The sequence below is a fragment of the Devosia riboflavina genome, assembly GCF_000743575.1.
GTDB classification, from domain to species: domain Bacteria; phylum Pseudomonadota; class Alphaproteobacteria; order Rhizobiales; family Devosiaceae; genus Devosia; species Devosia riboflavina.
In genome coordinates, this window is the sequence record NZ_JQGC01000013.1 from 78,716 (window position 1) to 94,942 (window position 16,227).

The window sequence follows — 16,227 nt, forward strand, 5'->3', positions numbered from 1 at the left end:
CCAACGCGCGCTTTGCAGTGAACCAGTTCCCGACCGTTACGCTTCAACCAATAGGTCAAAGCTGAGAATAGCTTGGCGCTCGGAAAGATTGGGTTAACCCTCCCCCCGCCTGCCCAAAGGGCGTCCTCTTCATGGCGAGTTTAGGGCGACCCTGCCGCAAAGGGCAAGCTTGGGGCCGGAAGGTGATGGTTTTGAAGAAGAATACGTGGCCGATAGGCAACGGTTTCTAGAGGTCAGGAACTGGCGGCGGCGAGCCACTGTCTCCCTTCTCCCCTTGCGGGAGAAGGTGCCCAAAGGGCGGATGAGGGGTACTACGATGTTGTCCCCAACTCCTCTGCGGAGGCGAGAACACCCCTCACCCTGAATAATCTGCTGAACGCAGATTATTCTGTCCCTCTCCCGCAAGGGGCGAGGGAAGGGTCAGCGTACGGCCCTACTCCCGCGCCAGCGCCTCCACCGGATCGAGCCTTGACGCCGACCGGGCCGGCATGAACCCGAACACAATCCCGATCAGGCTCGCCGAGACGATCGCCAACACGATCGATTCCGTCGAATAGACCAGCCGTGCCCCCGAAACGAGGACGGACAATCCCTGCCCGAGCGCGAAGCTCAAGCCGACTCCGGCCGCGCCGCCGACAAAGCAGACCAGCACCGCTTCGATCAGGAACTGCCTCAAAATATCGCCGCGCCGCGCGCCGACGGCCATACGGATGCCGATCTCCTTGGTCCGCTCGCTCACCGAAACCAGCATGATGTTCATCACCCCTATACCCCCCACCACCAGCGAGATCACCGCGATGGTCGAGATGAGCAGCGTCAGGGTTTGCGAGGTCGACTGGATGGTCGTGCGGATCGTGTCGGTGTTCTGGAGGAAAAAGTCCTGCGTGCCGCCGTGGAGCCGGGTAAGAAGTTCGGTGATTTCGGCCTCGGCCGTATCCATGTCGTAGTCGTCGGAAATCCGCACGGCGACCGAACTCAGATAGGATTGTCCGAGGATGCGATCCATCACCGCCGTATAGGGCATGTAGACATTGGCCGAATTGCCGCCCGGCCCGAAGCCGGACTGGTTGGCGACGACACCGATGACCCGCACCGGCACCTTGCCCAGCATGATCACCTGACCGATCGGGTTTTCCCCATTGGTGAAAATGGCTGATGCCGCGTTCTGGTCGAGCACCGCTTCCTGCGCCCGCGTCGTCACGCTGGTTTCGGTAAAGCCCGAGCCCGACGAAAAACTGCGCCCATTGACCTGGAAATAGTCCTCGCCCACGCCGGTGATGGAGGCATTGGACGCGGTATTGCGATAGCGAACCGTGGCCTGGCTCGACACTTGCGGCGAAACGCTATCGGCATAGGGCTGGCCCGCCAGGGCATCGGCATCCGTCGGCTTCAGCGTCCGCACCCTGCCGGAGCGCATGTCGCCAAAGCCGGAACCGGGATAGACATTGATCGTGTTGGTACCGATGGACGAAATGTTCTCCAGGACACTCTGCTGACTGCCTTGTCCCAGCGCCACAACTGCCACCACCGAGGCAATGCCGATGATGATGCCGAGCATGGTGAGGAAGGTGCGCAGCTTGTGCGCCCCCATGGCCCGCAGCGCCATCGCCAGTGCTTCGCCCATGCGGTCGATCCCCATGCGCCAGCCGGGCTTGCGCCGCACCTTTTCGACGCGATTGGACGCGGTGTCCCGCTCGCCGATATAGCGATCGTCCACAATCGACCCATCGGCGATCTCGATCACACGCTGGCACTGCTCGGCGATCTTGGCATCGTGGGTCACGATGATGATCGTGTGCCCATCGGCGTGCAGCTCCTTGAGCAGCGCCATCAGCTCCTTGCCCGAATGCGAGTCGAGCGCGCCGGTCGGCTCGTCGGCGAGGATCACTTCGCCACCATTCATCAGCGCCCGCGCCACGCTGACACGTTGCTGCTGCCCGCCCGACAGCGCATTGGGCCGATGATGCAGTCGTTCGCCGAGACCGAGCCGCGTCAGCAGCTCCGTCGACCGCTTCCGCCGCGCCGTCGCATCGGCGCCAGCATAGACCGCCGGCACTTCGACATTTTCGAGCGCATTGAGATCGGGCAGCAGTTGGTAGCGCTGGAAAATGAAACCAAAATGCTCGCGCCGCAGAGCCGCCAGCTCATCGGCGTCAAATTTGCTGACATCCCGGCCATCGAAGAGATAGGTCCCTTCACTGGCCCGGTCGAGGCAGCCCAGAATGTTCATCAGCGTCGACTTGCCCGAGCCCGACTGGCCGACAATGGCCACCATCTCGCCGCGATGGATATCGAGGTCGACACCCTTCAACACAGCCACGCTCTCTCCGCCGGCCGCAAAGCGGCGGACGAGGTTGCGGATAGAGATGATGGGCCCTGAGAGTGTAGACGTTGCCTCATTGGTCCGCGAAGCACCCGAAAGCACCGCGCTTCCCTCGGGCTTGACCCGAGGGCCACCCTCGGCGTGTTCTAGATTCTCCGTGGCTTCCGCATCGGCCCTCGGGTCGAGCCCGAGGGCAGCGTCGGGCGTATTCAAAACATCGTCGACTGCCGGCTCGGAGGAATCGCTGCGATCTTTCAGCGTCGAGTACATGGAAAGCCTCACCGCATCAGGATCATCGGGCCACCGGGACCACCCATGCGCCCCGCGCCCTGCCCGCCCGAAGGCCGCGACACCGTAACCATCCCGCCGCTGACGACCTCCTCGCCGTCTTCGAGGCCTGAAACCACCTGCGCATTGATATTGTTGTTGAGCCCGACTTCGATCCGGCGCGGCCGCGTTTCCTCAGTCTTGGGATCGTAGACCATGACCGTGACTGCCCCGTCGGGCCCCTTGCGGGTCACGAGGCTCGACGGCAGCGTCAGGGCATCCTTGGCCTCATCGAGCACGATAGTGACCTCGGCCGTCATCGAGATACGCAGGCGATGGTCGGCATTGGGCACGTCGAACAACCCATTGTAATAAACGGCGCTGCTCGAACTGTCCGATGCCGTATCGCTGCTGATCGAAGTCGGCGCCGGCTCGACCTCGCGCAACGTCGCCTCGATGCGATTGTCGGGTTCGCCGAGAATGGTGAAATAGACCTTTTGGCCCGGCACGACCTTGACCACGTCAGCCTCGGAAATCTCCGCCTTGATCACCATGGTGTCGAGATTGGCGATCTTGGCGATGGTCGGCGTGGACGAATTGGCATTGAGCGTCTGCCCCTCCTCGACCACCAGCGCCACCACCGTGCCATCGCTCGGTGCGACGATCTTGGTTCGCGCCAGATTGAGTTCAGCCGATTCCACCGTAAGATTGGCCTGATCGATCTGCGCGCTCAATTGGTCGATCTGCGCCTTGGACTGCTCTACCGCCGCCTGCGCCGTCTCAAGATCGGTTTGCGACACGAGGCTCCCGGCGCTCAATTGCGTATTGCGCGCCAAAGCCGCTTCGGCCTTGACCAGCACCGCTTCCTGATTGCGCTTCTGCGCCTCGATACCGGCCAGCGCTGCCTGCGCCGATTTCACCGCGTTTTCCTGATCGAGACTGTCGATCTCGGCGATGAGGTCGCCCTTTTTCACATCCTGCCCGAGCGCGACGTGAATGGCCTCGATGCGGCCCGACACCTCAGCGCCGACGCTGACCAGCGAACTGGCTTCCAGCACGCCCGTCGCCAGCACCGTCGTCTCGATATCGGCCTTGGTGACCACGGTCGTTTCCGGAACGGTTTTCGCTTCCGGCTGGCCCATGAAATACCACCAGGCCGCGCCACCACCTGCGGCGAGCACCAGCAATACCGCAATTGTTTTGGCCACGCGCTTCAATGGTTTGCACCTCGAACAGGATTCTACATCTGAGAAATACAGACTCCCGAGGTAGACTTCACGTTAGCTCTTGGCAATGCAGCCTTAAACTTTGGAAAGGTTGACGCGGCCGGCCGACCGGTCCACCTTGCCGGCCTCCCTTTCTGACCTTCCTCCAGGACCTGAAATGTACCAGCTGCTCGACCCCAGCCGCTTTGTCGTCTTCATCACCGGCGCTACTTCTGGCTTTGGCGAAGCAGCCGCCCGCCGCTATGTCGCCGCCGGTGGCAAGGTGATCGCGACCGGCCGCCGCAAGGACCGGCTCGAAAAGCTGCAAGCCGAACTCGGCGCTGACAATTGCTACATCATCGAGCTCGACGTGCAGGATCGCGCCGCGATGGAAAAGGCCATCGCCGAAATCCCAGCGCCATTCAGCGAAATCAATATCGTCCTCGCCAATGCTGGCCTTGCCCTCGGCCTGCAGCCCGCCGCCGAAGCCGTGCTCGATGATTGGGAGACAATGATCTCAACCAATATTTCGGGCCTGGTCTACACCGTGCGCCTGCTGCTGCCCGGCCTCATCGCCCGCGGCGGCGGCCATGTCGTCACCCTCGGCTCGGTGGCCGGCGAATATGCCTATCCCGGCGGGTCGGTCTATGGCGCGACCAAGGCGTTCGTAAAACAGTTCGCGCTCAACCTGCGCTCGGACCTGCAGGGCAAGAATGTCCGCGTCACCAATATCGAGCCGGGCCTGACCGAAACCGAATTCTCGCTCGTCCGCTTCAAGGGCGACGAGGGCAAGGCATCAGCGCCCTATTCGAGGACCAAGGCCATGAATGCCGACGACATCGCCGAGAGCATTTTCTGGTCGACCACCCTCCCGGCCCACGTCAACGTCAACAAGATCGAACTGATGGCGACGACCCAGGCCATCGGCCCCTTCGACATTTTTCGCGAGGGCTGACAGCCTCTTTTGAAATGGGCAGTATGGGGACAGTTGTGGAGGTCCTCATGCTGCCCCGTCTGCTTGTTCCCGCCCTCGTAGCCGCTCTCCTGCCCGGCGCCGCCCTCGCGGCGCCCGTGTCGCTAAAGTCGCTCGGCGATACCTGCCTCGAAACCACCCTCAAGAATTGCACCGTGGCCGCGGCCGGCTATGTCGCCCCGCGCGATACGAGCCGGCTGGCCTATCAAATTCAGTCCGGCGTCGATGAATATGAAGGCGTGGCCGGCGGCGTGGTGGTCTTCGTCGAAACCGACGGCGCCTGGGAACTGCTGGCCAGCGATTTCAACGGCGTCTGGTATAAACTGCCGCGCCTCTCCGAAGCCGACCCGATCCTCTTCCACCTGCCCGGCGTAACCGCCGGCACCGGCTCATTCAATGCCGACGTGCTGTTCGAATTCTCGGCAGACGACAAGGAATGGCGCCGCGTCGACATGGATAGCTGGTGGGAAGGCGTTGAAGCGAAACTTCCAAAAGGCCTCGAAATCTGGAAGGGCGTCACCTACGATTTCGGCGAGGATTATTGGGGCGAATACGTCGCCCGCACCAGCCTCTGGCAGGAAACCGACGCCAATTGCTGCCCGACTGGTGGCTCGGCGGTGATCCATTTCACCGTGGAAGACGGAGCGCTGAAGGCCGGCGATGTTGAGTATGAGGAGCCAAAGGCAGAGGCCGAGTAGCCGCCGCCAACACCGGCCTTCCCTTCTCCCCTTGCGGGAGAAGGTGCCCGAAGGGCGGATGAGGGGTATTCTTGGTGTGGCCTTCACAAGCTCCTCTGCGGAGGATGGATACCCCTCACCCTGATTTTCTGCTGAACGCAGAAAATCTGTCCCTCTCCCGCAAGGGGCGAGGGAAGGTCCTGCGCTCGGTTCTAAAGCCCCAAAAACCGCACCGTATCCGGATCAACCGGAATCCCCTCCGCCTTCCGCCGATCCATCTCTTCCCATTCCCGATCCCCCGGCGCCATCACGCGGCCGCCGTCCCGCACGCGCGATCCCCGCAGGCTTTCGAGATAACTCCCGATCGCCGCCGCAAACACCGCGCGCCCGGCGAACTTGTCGGGATCAATCACCAGCACGAAATGCCCCATATTCCGAGGCGTCGAAATATCGTCGCCGCCATACATGGGGATAAAATCGGGATCGAGCGTCGTGCCCGTAAGCAAGGCCGAGAACAGTGTCGCCACCCCCGCCAGCGCCGCGCCCTTATAGCCATAATCCACCCCGCCCAGCGGCAGCAGCATATCCGCCTCATGCGGATCGGTCGTCGGCTCGCCATCGGCAGTCGCCGCCACGCCTTCGGGCAATGCCTTGTCGAGCGATCGATGCAGCAGCACGCGATTGAGCGGAATGGACGAGGTCGCCATGTCGAGTAGCCACGGCCGCGCATTCGGCACCGGCGCGGCAAAGGCCAGCGGATTGGTGCCGTGGAATTTCTGCGCCCCATCATAGAGCGCCACCATGGAATCGGTATTGGTCGTCGCAAAGGTCACAAACCCCTGCTCTGCGCCCGCCAGCGCATAAGCGCCCGCCGCACCGAGATGCGACGAGTGCTTTATGCCCACCGCCCCGACACCTGCCTGCCGCGCCAGCTCAATCCCGACTTCGACCGCCCTATAGGCCGCATAATGCCCGAGCCCATCGTCACCGTGGACCATGGCGCTACCCGCGCCCCGGCTTTCGACCTTCAACTGCGGGTTCTTGTTGAGCCGCCCGCCACCCAGCATCTTGCAATAGTGTCCGGTCAACCGCACGCCATGGCTATCGACGCCCACTAGCGAAGCATGGATCATCGCCTTGATAGCGGCCGCCCGCGAAGCCTCGCTCGCCCCCGCCTCGGCCAATCGCGCCTCGACGCGAGCCCGCACCAGATCCTCGGCAAAGCGCGGCGATAGTTCGTCAGTCATTGGTTTCTCCCTCACCCCGTTTTAGCCAGCGCATCCGCGAGACGAAAGCCGAAACCTCCCCGTTGTCGTCATTGCCCGACGTGTTCGGGCAATCCACCTCTCCGCGCGCGCCGCACCATCGCATGGATCACCGGGACAAGTCCGGTGATGACGACGACGGCGATGTGGATTTGCACTGCCCATGCTTTAGCCGCACATCACCCACACGCACTTTTTGTTGGCACTCGCATCCCGTCTCGCTATTCTTGAGCCAAAGTTGAGACCAGCCCCATGCCCAAAGCCCCCGATCAGACTACCAACGACCTTTGGCACGTCGTCGCCGCGACCGAAGAACTCGCCATCGGCCTCGTCGAAACGACACTCCTCCTCGATCGCCGCATCGCCCTGACGCGCGGGCTGGATGGGGAACCAGTCGTATGGCTCGCGAGCGACGAGGAAAACGGCGACGAGATTGACGCCGAAACCGTGCTCGACCGCCTCCCCGTCCGTACCGCCTATGGCTACACCTGGACCTGCCTCGGCACCCCGTCGGCCGAACTGTTTCCGATCCCGGAATATGCCGAGGCCGACCGCACCAATATGAGCTGCGGGTCCATAGGCATCCACGTCTCCGCTCCCCGCGCCGTCGAAAACTTCCTAGACATGGGCCACTTCCCCTATGTCCACACCGACATCCTCGGCTCAGAACCCCATACCGAGGTCAAGGAATACGACGTCGAGGTTTCCGAAGAACGCGACGAGGTGCTGGCCACCAAGTGCAAGTTCATCCAGCCGATGGCGGCCAAGTCCGCGACCGGCGCGATGGAAGTCGAATACGTCTACCGCGTGCCGCATCCCTTCTGCTCGGTGCTCTACAAGTCGTGCCCCGAGGATGAGAGCCGCCGCGACGTCATCGGGATTTTCCTCCAGCCCATGACCGAAGAAACCTGCCGCGCCCACCTCTTGCAGTCGATGATCGACTCCTATTCGACCGTGACCGACCTGCGCCGCTTCCAGCAGACCATCTTCGGCCAGGACAAGCCGATCCTCGAAAACCAGTACCCCAAGAAACTGCCGCTCGACCCGCGCTCGGAAACCCCGATCCGCGCCGATAAAAGCGCCATCGCCTATCGCCGCTGGCTGAGCCAGAAGGGCATTACCTACGGCGTGATCCCGCAGGCCTCGTAAGGCCCACTACCAAACCGCCCCGTACGCCAGGGCGGTTTGCGACTACTATTTCGATCGTGGCGCGATCCTCAAACTTTTGGATCTGATCGACATGCCCCTGTCCCTCTCAGACCCCACCTGGTACCCCATCGCATCGAGCGAGGACCTGCCGTTCCGCCACGTCTATCAGGGCCAGTTGCTGGGCCGTGAACTCGCCGTCTGGCGCGCCGATGATGGCAATGTAAACGTCTGGGAAAACCGGTGCCTGCATCGCGGCGTGCGCCTCTCCATCGGCATCAATGAAGGTCAGGAACTGAAGTGCCAGTACCATGGCTGGCGCTATGCCAACCAATCGGCCGGTTGCACCTATATCCCGGCGCACCCCGCCGACGCCCCGGCCCGCCGCATCGAAAACCGCAAATACCCGGTCAAGGAAGCCTTCGGCCTCATCTGGTCCGCCGCCAATGACGACCAGAAGTTTGCGCCCTTTGCCGGCGCCGAAAGCACCGACTGGTTCCCGCTGCGTCCCATGCCGGTCAATGCCGCGCCCGAAGACGTGCTCGCAGGTCTTGCCCGCCTCGCGCCCGATGACCAACCGGCCGATCTCCTCCCCGGCATGGCCCTGCGCCTCGGCACCACGGTCTATTTCGTCCAGCCCGTCGATGCCGGCCGCTCTGTCATCCGTGGCCTGATCGAAAAGCCCGCCGATGAAGTCGCGACCCTCCGCCACTACAACGAGACCCTGACCAAGCTCCGCGACCGCCTCGAACGCGCTGCGGCCAAGAAGCCCGCGCCCGAGCCGCTGCAGCCGGTGTTCGAAAAAGTCTCGGCCGACCTCGCCTCCATGCCCGACATCGCCATTCCGCGCGGCAACACCATGCCCGTCGTGGTCAAGCGCAAGTGGCAATCAGCGGATGGCGTGATCGGCTTCGAACTGGCCGACCGTGACGGCAAGCATCTGCCGACCTTCCAGCCCGGTGCCCATATCGACGTGCACCTGCCCAATGGCCTGATCCGCCAATATTCGATCACCAACGGCCCCGGCGATCTCTCGAGCTACGTCATCGGCGTCAAGCAGGAGAGCGCCAGCAAGGGCGGCTCGAAGGTTCTCGTCGAAACCGTCCGCGAAGGTGACGTCCTCGCCATTTCCGAGCCGCGCAACAATTTCCCTCTGCGCCGCGACGCTACCCGCACCGTGCTCATTGCCGGCGGCATCGGCATCACGCCGCTGCTGTCCATGGCCCGCTTCCTCGACAAATCGAGCCTCAACTACGAGCTGCACTATTTTGCGCGCACCGGCGACGGCCTCGCCTTCCAGAGCGAACTCGCCGCACTCCATGGCAAAGTCGACCGCCACATCGGCCTCGCTCGCGAAGCCATCAAGGCCAAGGTGGCCGAAGTCCTCGGCCAATATCAGTTCGCCAACCACGTCTATATCTGCGGCCCCGGCGCTATGCTCGAAATGGTGCAGGAAACCGCCGCTTCGCTCGGCTGGCCCGACGACGCGATCCATTTCGAATATTTCCAGAACGACAAGGTGATCGATAGTTCGTCGGCCTTCGACGTCGAACTCGCCCGCTCGGCCATGACGCTCCATGTCCCGGCCGGCAAGACCATCCTCGAAACCATGCGAGAGGCCGGTTTGACGGTTCCCTCCTCCTGCGAGCAAGGCGCCTGCGGTACCTGCCTCACCACAGTCATGGAAGGCGAAGTCGACCACCAGGACGTCTATCTCAACAAGACCGAGAAGGCCTCTAATACCTGCATGATGACCTGTGTCAGCCGCGCCAAGTCTGGCCGCCTGGTCTTGGACATCTAGCGATGCGCAGTCTCCCCCATTCCATCGTCATCACCGGGCTTGTCCCGGTGATCCATCTCTCCACGCGCTCTGAGTCTGCCGCGTGGATTGCCCGGACAAGCCGGGCAATGACGACCGCTATGAGTGCCCGCTGATGACCATAACGCTTTACGACTTCGAGCTCTCGGGCAACTGCTACAAGCTGCGGCTGCTCATGAACATTCTCAACCTGCCCTACGAGATCGTGCCGGTGGACTTCTTCCCTGGCCGCCAGCACAAGGCCGACTGGTTCCTTCGCATGAACCCGTTCGGCCAATTGCCGGTTCTCAAGGACGACGATCTCACCCTTTCGGACTCCGGCGCCATCCTCGCCTATCTGGCCAAGAAGTACGACACGTCCGGAAAATGGTTCCCCGACGACCCGGCCGTCACCGCCGAAGTGCTGCGCTGGCATTCGGTCGCCGACGACATCACCTCGACCTCCTCGGCCGCCCGCCTCGCGCTCGGCTATGGCTACGCCTTCGATATCGAAAAGTCGCAAAAAGGCGCCCATCGCATCTTCCGCCTGATGGACGAGCACCTGTGGTTCGGCGAAAAATCCGGCCGCGATTGGCTCTGTTCGCCCGCGCATCCGACCACCGCCGATATCGCCTGCTTCCCCTATGTGATGCTCAGCGAAGAAGGCGGTATATCCCGCCAGGATTATCCGGCCCTCCGCCGCTGGACCGACCGGGTCCGCCGCGTGCCGGGCTTTACGGTCATGTCGGGTATTTTCCCGGCAGGCCGCGCCAAGGAATAAAAGAAGGGCGCCTCGCGGCGCCCTTTCTCATTTCACCTTGCTCGCGGTCTTGGCGACCTTCCAGCTCACATAGTCATCGGCCGTGCAACCATAGGGCGCATTGCCATCGCCGAAGCGCGCATAAAGCTGCTCGCAGCCCCAGGTGTTGAGCGGCTCGGGCATGATATTGTTGATCTCGATGCCGACGGCGTCGAAGGCATCCGGCGCCACCATGACGTAGTAAAGCCAGAAGCCGAAGAACGCGACCACCGCCAGCACCAGAACGGCGCTACCCGCCAACAGCCCACGCACGATATTGGGCCCGCGCTTGGCCTTCGGCGCCGGATTGGCCGCTAGCCGCGCGCCGCGCTGCTCCTGCTCGGCTTCGAATGCAGCCAGCGCTTGCTCGCGCTCGATGTCGGTCAGTTCCACGCGCTCGAGATTGCGGTCGAGCAGCACCGGTATCGCCACATGCTCGAGCTTGACCGCGACGCCAACCGGCTTGCCCGTCTCATCAAGCCCGATCAGCGGCTCCTGCCCCTTGGCAAAATGCGTCCGCGTCGTGCGCTTCGAGCGCCCCTTGAGATGATCAACATAGGAAACCACCCCATTCTTCACCTCGACCACATCAACCGGCACCACCGTCAGCCGCCCCGGCGTCGCGGCGGCACGATTGGCCCCCGCTGCCTTCAGCGCGGTAATGATGGTCGCGATCGCACCGCCGCCGAACAGCAGCATGAACACGCCAAACACCGCCAGCCGGTTCCAAAGCATGTCGAGCCCGAGGCTCAACGTCGCCAGCTCCGGGTCATCCCGCGAAATCACCACATCGACCATGTAGTCGCCGCTCGAAAAATCGAGAAAGGCGAGCGAGATATGCTTCTCGTAGCTCTGCCCATCGACGCGATAGGTGATGTCGGCCTCGCAATCGGTAAGGCCACGGCGCGAGCTGCAATCGCCATCGCGCAGATCCCAGTCTTCCACAGTGCGCGGGGCCTGGTTGATCTGCCAGTCGCGCCACAGGCCCGGCCCCTGCCACCAGACAAGGCCGACCGCCAGCGCAGTCAGCATGACGACCGTAAACAGGAACGCCGCCGGCATGGAGAACGGCCGCTTTGCTATTGCAAGCGATCGATTGGGCAGCGGAAGGGTGACCTGGGACATGAAGTGCCTCTTCGGAATGTCAGCTTTGGGGCCCGACTCGGCTCGAATAGGACAGCAGAGGCCGATCACGAACCAGCCTTGAACGCACCGCAATTGTGGAAAAGCCTGCTGCCTGAGCACAAACCCGGTGGAGGTATCCCCCTGTCGAACGGGCAAAACCTGACGCACCGGCTGGAACTCGGCCGCCAATCCCGCTATTGGCTTCTTAAGATCGAGGAGAAATTCCCATGATTATCGAGCCCAAAATCCGCGGCTTCATCTGCGTCACCGCCCACCCCACGGGCTGCGCCGCCAATGTGCAGCACCAGATCGACCATGTTGTCATCAAGGGTGCCATTCCCTCGGATCGCAAGCGCGTGCTCGTGCTCGGCTGCTCGACGGGCTATGGCCTCGCCTCGCGCATCGTCACCACCTTCGGCAGCGATGCCGATACCGTCGGCGTGTCCTTCGAACGCGAGCCGGCCGAAAACCGCCCGGCCTCCGCCGGCTGGTACAATAACCGCGCCTTCGAAAACCGCGCCCGCGCTGCCGGCCGCAAGGCCGTCACCATTGAAGGCGATGCCTTCTCCGACGCGATCAAGGCTGAGACCATCGAGGCGATCAAGGCCAATCTCGGCCAGGTCGATCTCATCGTCTATTCCCTCGCCTCCCCGGTCCGCACCGACCCCAAGGACGGCGTCACCTATCGCTCGGCCATCAAGCCCTATGGTCAGCAAGTGACCTCCAAGACCCTCAACACCGCCACCGGCGAAGTTTCCGAAATCACCGTCGAACCGGCGACCGAGGAAGAAGCCCAGGCGACCATCAAGGTCATGGGCGGCGAAGATTGGGAACTCTGGATCAAGGCCCTGTCAGATGCCGGCGTTCTGGCCGACGGCTTCCGCACGCTCAACTACACCTATCTCGGCTCCGAGCTGACCTGGCCGATCTACCACAAGGGTACGCTGGGCAAGGCCAAGGGCGACCTCGACCGCGCCGCCAAGGCGATCCGCGCCACCCATGGCGAAAACTCCGCCAATGTCGTGGCATTGAAAGCCGTCGTCACCCAGGCGAGCTCAGCCATCCCCGTCGTGCCGCTCTATGGCACGCTGCTGATCAAGGTCGAGGATGAAATGGGCCTTGGCGAAGGCCCGATCCACCAGATCGACCGCCTCTTCCGCGAAAAGCTGCAGGGCGAAGTGACCCTCGACGACGAAAGCCGCATCCGCGTCGACGATTGGGAACTCTCTGCCCCGATGCAGAAGGAACTCGAAAAGCGCTGGGCACAGTTGACCACCGAGACTCTGCCCGCTCTCGCCGACCTGCCAAAGTACCGCGAAGAATTCATGCGCCTCTTCGGCTTCGCCGTCGGCGGCGTGGATTACAGCAAGGATGTCGACCCCCGCGTGGTCGAATAAGGTTTTGAAGGGGCGCCGCTGGCGCCCCTTTTCGTTTATGCGTTGCACTATTTGGTTGGAGCTGTCTGCTCCAGTAGGCCTCATGGTGCGGTGCTTTGCAGAGCAAAGCCTCGAACCACGAGGGCGTGACGCTAAACTATCCGGGCACGCCCCCGTGGTTCGAGGCTACGCTGCGCTGCGCACCTCACCATGAGGGCTACTGTTACTTCAGCCAAAACGTGAAGCGATCAGCCCGGCGGATAGGCGTGCTCTTCGCCCTGCCAGTCGCGCACCCTGAAACACCCGTCGCCCGCCGAAACCGTCGCCGCCCCAATATCGGCCTTGCCATAGCCGCCGGGAATATCGAGCACATAGGTCGGCTGGCACAGCCCTGAAATCCGACCGCGCAAGGCGGCGACCAATTTCTGGCCTTCCTCGATACCAATGCGAAAATGGCTCGTGCCGGGCGCCAGATCGGGATGGTGCAGATAATAGGGCTTTATGCGGTTCTCCACGAACCCCCGCATTAGCGCCGCCAGCGTTTCGACATCGTCATTGACGCCGCGCAGGAGCACGGACTGGCTGACCAGAACCACCCCGCCTTCCACCAGCGTCTTGAACGCCGCCCGAGCAGCCGGAGAAAATTCGCGCGGATGATTGGCATGGACCGCAAGATACGTGGTCTTCCCGCTCGATGTCAGCGCCGCCACCATTTCCGCATCGATCCGCTCCGGCTCGACCACCGGCACGCGGGTATGAAACCGCACGATTTTGACGTGCTCGATCTTGGCCAACCGCTCCATCAGCCCGGCCAACCGCCGGGGCGAGAGCACCAGCGGATCGCCGCCGGTCAGGATCACTTCCCAGATTTCGGTGTGATCAGCGATATAGTCCATCGCCACATCGAGCTCAGCCGACGTCAGCGTCCCCAGCCCCTGCGGCCCCACCATTTCGCGACGGAAACAGAAGCGGCAATAGACCGGACAGACATGCACGGCCTTCAGCAGCACCCGATCGGGGTAGCGATGCACAATCCCCTCGACCGGAGAATGGGAGAGATCGCCAATCGGATCGTCCCGCTCTTCCGCCGTGGTGTGCAGTTCTGCCGTAGACGGCACGAATTGCAGCGCCATCGGATCAGCGGGGTCATTGCGATCGATCAGGTCGAGCACGGCCGGCGTAATGCCGATGGCGTATTTTTCGGCGACGGGGTCAAGGCCAGATTGAACCGAAACGAGCTTGGCCCCCTCAAGATCGGCGACGGTTTTGATCGAACGCGAAACCGCGCGAAGAGACCCCTCATCCGCCCTTCGGGCACCTTCTCCCGCAAGGGGAGAAGGGGGTTCGCTGTTTGCCATGAGAGTGGAGCCCCCCCTCGCCCCTTGCGGGAGAGGAACAGGAATTTCTTCGTTCAGAAGAAATTCCAGGGTGAGGGGTACCGGCGCACCGGCCCTTGCACGATTGCTCATTCAGCCACCGGCGCCCAAAGCACCGCCTCGATCCGCGGCGCGCCCGTCGCCAGCATCAGCAGACGGTCAAAACCCAGCGCCACCCCACTCGCCTCCGGCATCAATTCCAACGCCTTCAGAAAATCCTCGTCCACCGGATAGCGCTCGCCATAAATGCGCTGCTTCTCAGCCATCTCGGCCTCAAACCGCGCCCGCTGCTCGGCCGGGTCCGTCAGCTCCCCAAAGCCATTGGCCAGCTCCACGCCACAGGCATAGACCTCGAACCTTTCGGACACGCGCCGATCCCCCAGCACCCGCCGCGCCAAAGCCGCCTCGCAGGCGGGATACCGATCCAGAACCGTAACCCGCCCATTGCCCAATTGCGGCTCGACCTTTTCGACGAGTATCCGGCTGAAGAGATAGCTCCAGCTCCGATCCTCCGGCACCTCGAGCCCTACCGCCAGCATCTGCGCCGCCAGGGCATCGCCATCCGGCACACCGTCCTCGTCCATGGTCGCGAGGAGATCAATCCCCGCATGCGCGAGAAACGCATCGGCAACGCTCACCCGCTCCGCCCCGACGCGCGGATCGCAGACCCGCCCCCGGAACTCGAACCGCGCAATCCCCGTCACCTCAGCCGCTAGCGCAATGATCGCCAATGTATCGGCAATGACCGCATCATAAGCCTCACCCACCCGATACCACTCGAGCATGGTGAACTCAGGATGGTGCAGCGCCGAGCGCTCGCGATTCCGCCAGACATGCTGAAGGCTCGCAATCCGCCGCTCCCCCGCCGCCAGCAGCTTCTTCATGGTGAACTCTGGCGAGGTATGCAGATACATCGCCTGCCCCAGTCCATCGTTCCCGATCATCGTGGTGCCAAAGGCATGCAGATGCGTCTCGTTGCCCGGCGAGCGCTGCAGTCCCGGTGGATCGACCACCAGAAAATCGCGTTCCGCCAGCCAAAGCCGCACCGCAGCATCGAAGCGACTGCGCGCGACGAGGATCGGCCGTCGGTCGGCATGCCGCTCTGGGGCCCACCAGGGGGAGGGATCGGCGATGTCAAACGAAGTCATGCGGGTTTCTTGCCGTGCGGACTGGCGAAATGGCGCGGAATAGGGTATCGGGCGCTCGACAATAGCTTATCGGCGCGAGACGGCTTGCCTCTATTACGCGCCAAACGATCGAACAAGGAAGAAAAATGGTCAAGGTCATCGCCTCGTCCCTGCGCAAAGGCCATGTGGTCGAGCAGGACGGCAACCTGCACGTCGTCCTCACGGCTGAAAACGTTCACCCCGGCAAGGGCAACTCGGTGACCAACGTCACCATGCGCCGCATCTCCGATGGCGTGAAGGTGCTCGGCCGCTGGCGCACCGTTGAAATGGTCGAAAAGGCCGACGTCGATGACCGCGTCTACGACTATCTCTATTCGGACGGTGAAGGTAACCACTTCATGGAGCCGGAAACCTACGAGCAGCTCGTGGTTCCCGACGACGTTATCGGCGACCAGAAGGCCTACCTTTCGGACGGCATGAAGGTTCACCTCATGACTCACGAAGGCATTGCGCTCTCGATGGAACTGCCCCAGCGCATGACCTTCGAAATCGTCGAGACCGAGCCGGTTGTGAAGGGCCAGACGGCCTCGTCCTCCTACAAGCCTGCGACCCTCAACAACGGCCTCCGCGTCATGGTGCCCCCGCACATCGACGCCGGCACTCGTATCGTCATCCTCACGGAAGACAATTCCTACGTGGAACGCGCCAAGGACTGATTTCTCAGTAGCCCTCATCCTGAGGTGCGGAGCAACGCGCAGCCTCGAAGGACG

At 62.7% G+C, this 16,227-nt stretch carries 13 protein-coding genes; 7 read left to right on the forward strand and 6 right to left on the reverse strand.

Annotation, left to right across the window (positions count from 1 at the left end):
• Positions 1-433 precede the first annotated feature (433 nt).
• Together JP75_RS14385 and JP75_RS14390 are read right to left on the reverse strand one after the other, a co-directional pair.
• Positions 434-2,593, reverse strand: a complete 2,160-nt coding sequence (locus JP75_RS14385; RefSeq protein ID WP_084587691.1) for a MacB family efflux pump subunit — start codon at positions 2,591-2,593, stop codon at positions 434-436.
• Between the two features lie 8 nt (positions 2,594-2,601).
• Positions 2,602-3,798: an efflux RND transporter periplasmic adaptor subunit gene (locus tag JP75_RS14390; RefSeq protein ID WP_244446323.1), complete on the reverse strand. Its 1,197-nt coding sequence runs from the start codon at positions 3,796-3,798 to the stop codon at positions 2,602-2,604.
• Between the two features lie 175 nt (positions 3,799-3,973).
• Between JP75_RS14390 and JP75_RS14395 the strand changes: the two genes are divergently transcribed.
• Both JP75_RS14395 and JP75_RS14400 read left to right on the forward strand, forming a co-directional pair.
• Positions 3,974-4,750, forward strand: a complete 777-nt coding sequence (locus JP75_RS14395) for an SDR family NAD(P)-dependent oxidoreductase (RefSeq protein ID WP_035084134.1) — start codon at positions 3,974-3,976, stop codon at positions 4,748-4,750.
• A gap of 47 nt (positions 4,751-4,797) precedes the next feature.
• Complete coding sequence (locus tag JP75_RS14400) at positions 4,798-5,466, forward strand: hypothetical protein (RefSeq protein ID WP_035084136.1); 669 nt, start codon at positions 4,798-4,800, stop codon at positions 5,464-5,466.
• 191 nt (positions 5,467-5,657) lie between these two features.
• Here the strand turns inward: JP75_RS14400 and JP75_RS14405 are convergent, their stop codons facing one another.
• Positions 5,658-6,692 (reverse strand): Ldh family oxidoreductase, encoded by a 1,035-nt coding sequence (locus JP75_RS14405; RefSeq protein WP_035084139.1) that lies wholly within the window; start codon positions 6,690-6,692, stop codon positions 5,658-5,660.
• 270 nt (positions 6,693-6,962) lie between these two features.
• Here JP75_RS14405 and JP75_RS14410 point away from each other — a divergent pair, with 270 nt between their 5' ends.
• From JP75_RS14410 to JP75_RS14420, 3 genes are all read left to right on the forward strand, one after another.
• Positions 6,963-7,859: an aromatic ring-hydroxylating oxygenase subunit alpha gene (locus tag JP75_RS14410; protein WP_035084142.1), complete on the forward strand. Its 897-nt coding sequence runs from the start codon at positions 6,963-6,965 to the stop codon at positions 7,857-7,859.
• Positions 7,860-7,950: 91 nt separating this feature from the next.
• Positions 7,951-9,657 (forward strand): Rieske 2Fe-2S domain-containing protein, encoded by a 1,707-nt coding sequence (locus JP75_RS14415; RefSeq protein ID WP_035084277.1) that lies wholly within the window; start codon positions 7,951-7,953, stop codon positions 9,655-9,657.
• Positions 9,658-9,790: 133 nt separating this feature from the next.
• On the forward strand, positions 9,791-10,435 hold the full coding sequence (locus JP75_RS14420) for a glutathione S-transferase family protein (RefSeq protein WP_035084279.1): 645 nt from the start codon (positions 9,791-9,793) through the stop codon (positions 10,433-10,435).
• A 27-nt stretch (positions 10,436-10,462) separates the two neighbouring features.
• On the opposite strand, the gene JP75_RS14425 is transcribed toward JP75_RS14420, so the two are convergent.
• On the reverse strand, positions 10,463-11,578 hold the full coding sequence (locus JP75_RS14425) for a hypothetical protein (protein ID WP_035084144.1): 1,116 nt from the start codon (positions 11,576-11,578) through the stop codon (positions 10,463-10,465).
• Positions 11,579-11,805: 227 nt separating this feature from the next.
• Here JP75_RS14425 and fabV point away from each other — a divergent pair, with 227 nt between their 5' ends.
• A complete protein-coding gene (fabV, locus tag JP75_RS14430; protein WP_035084147.1) occupies positions 11,806-12,975 on the forward strand; it encodes an enoyl-ACP reductase FabV in 1,170 nt (389 codons plus the stop codon).
• Between the two features lie 227 nt (positions 12,976-13,202).
• Here the strand turns inward: fabV and JP75_RS14435 are convergent, their stop codons facing one another.
• Together JP75_RS14435 and epmA are read right to left on the reverse strand one after the other, a co-directional pair.
• On the reverse strand, positions 13,203-14,312 hold the full coding sequence (locus JP75_RS14435) for a lysine-2,3-aminomutase-like protein (protein ID WP_084587692.1): 1,110 nt from the start codon (positions 14,310-14,312) through the stop codon (positions 13,203-13,205).
• A 107-nt stretch (positions 14,313-14,419) separates the two neighbouring features.
• Positions 14,420-15,478, reverse strand: a complete 1,059-nt coding sequence (gene epmA / locus JP75_RS14440; protein WP_035084150.1) for an EF-P lysine aminoacylase EpmA — start codon at positions 15,476-15,478, stop codon at positions 14,420-14,422.
• A 125-nt stretch (positions 15,479-15,603) separates the two neighbouring features.
• On the opposite strand from epmA, the gene efp reads away from it, so the two are divergent.
• Positions 15,604-16,173 (forward strand): elongation factor P, encoded by a 570-nt coding sequence (gene efp / locus JP75_RS14445; protein ID WP_035084153.1) that lies wholly within the window; start codon positions 15,604-15,606, stop codon positions 16,171-16,173.
• The last annotated feature ends 54 nt before the right edge of the window (positions 16,174-16,227 follow it).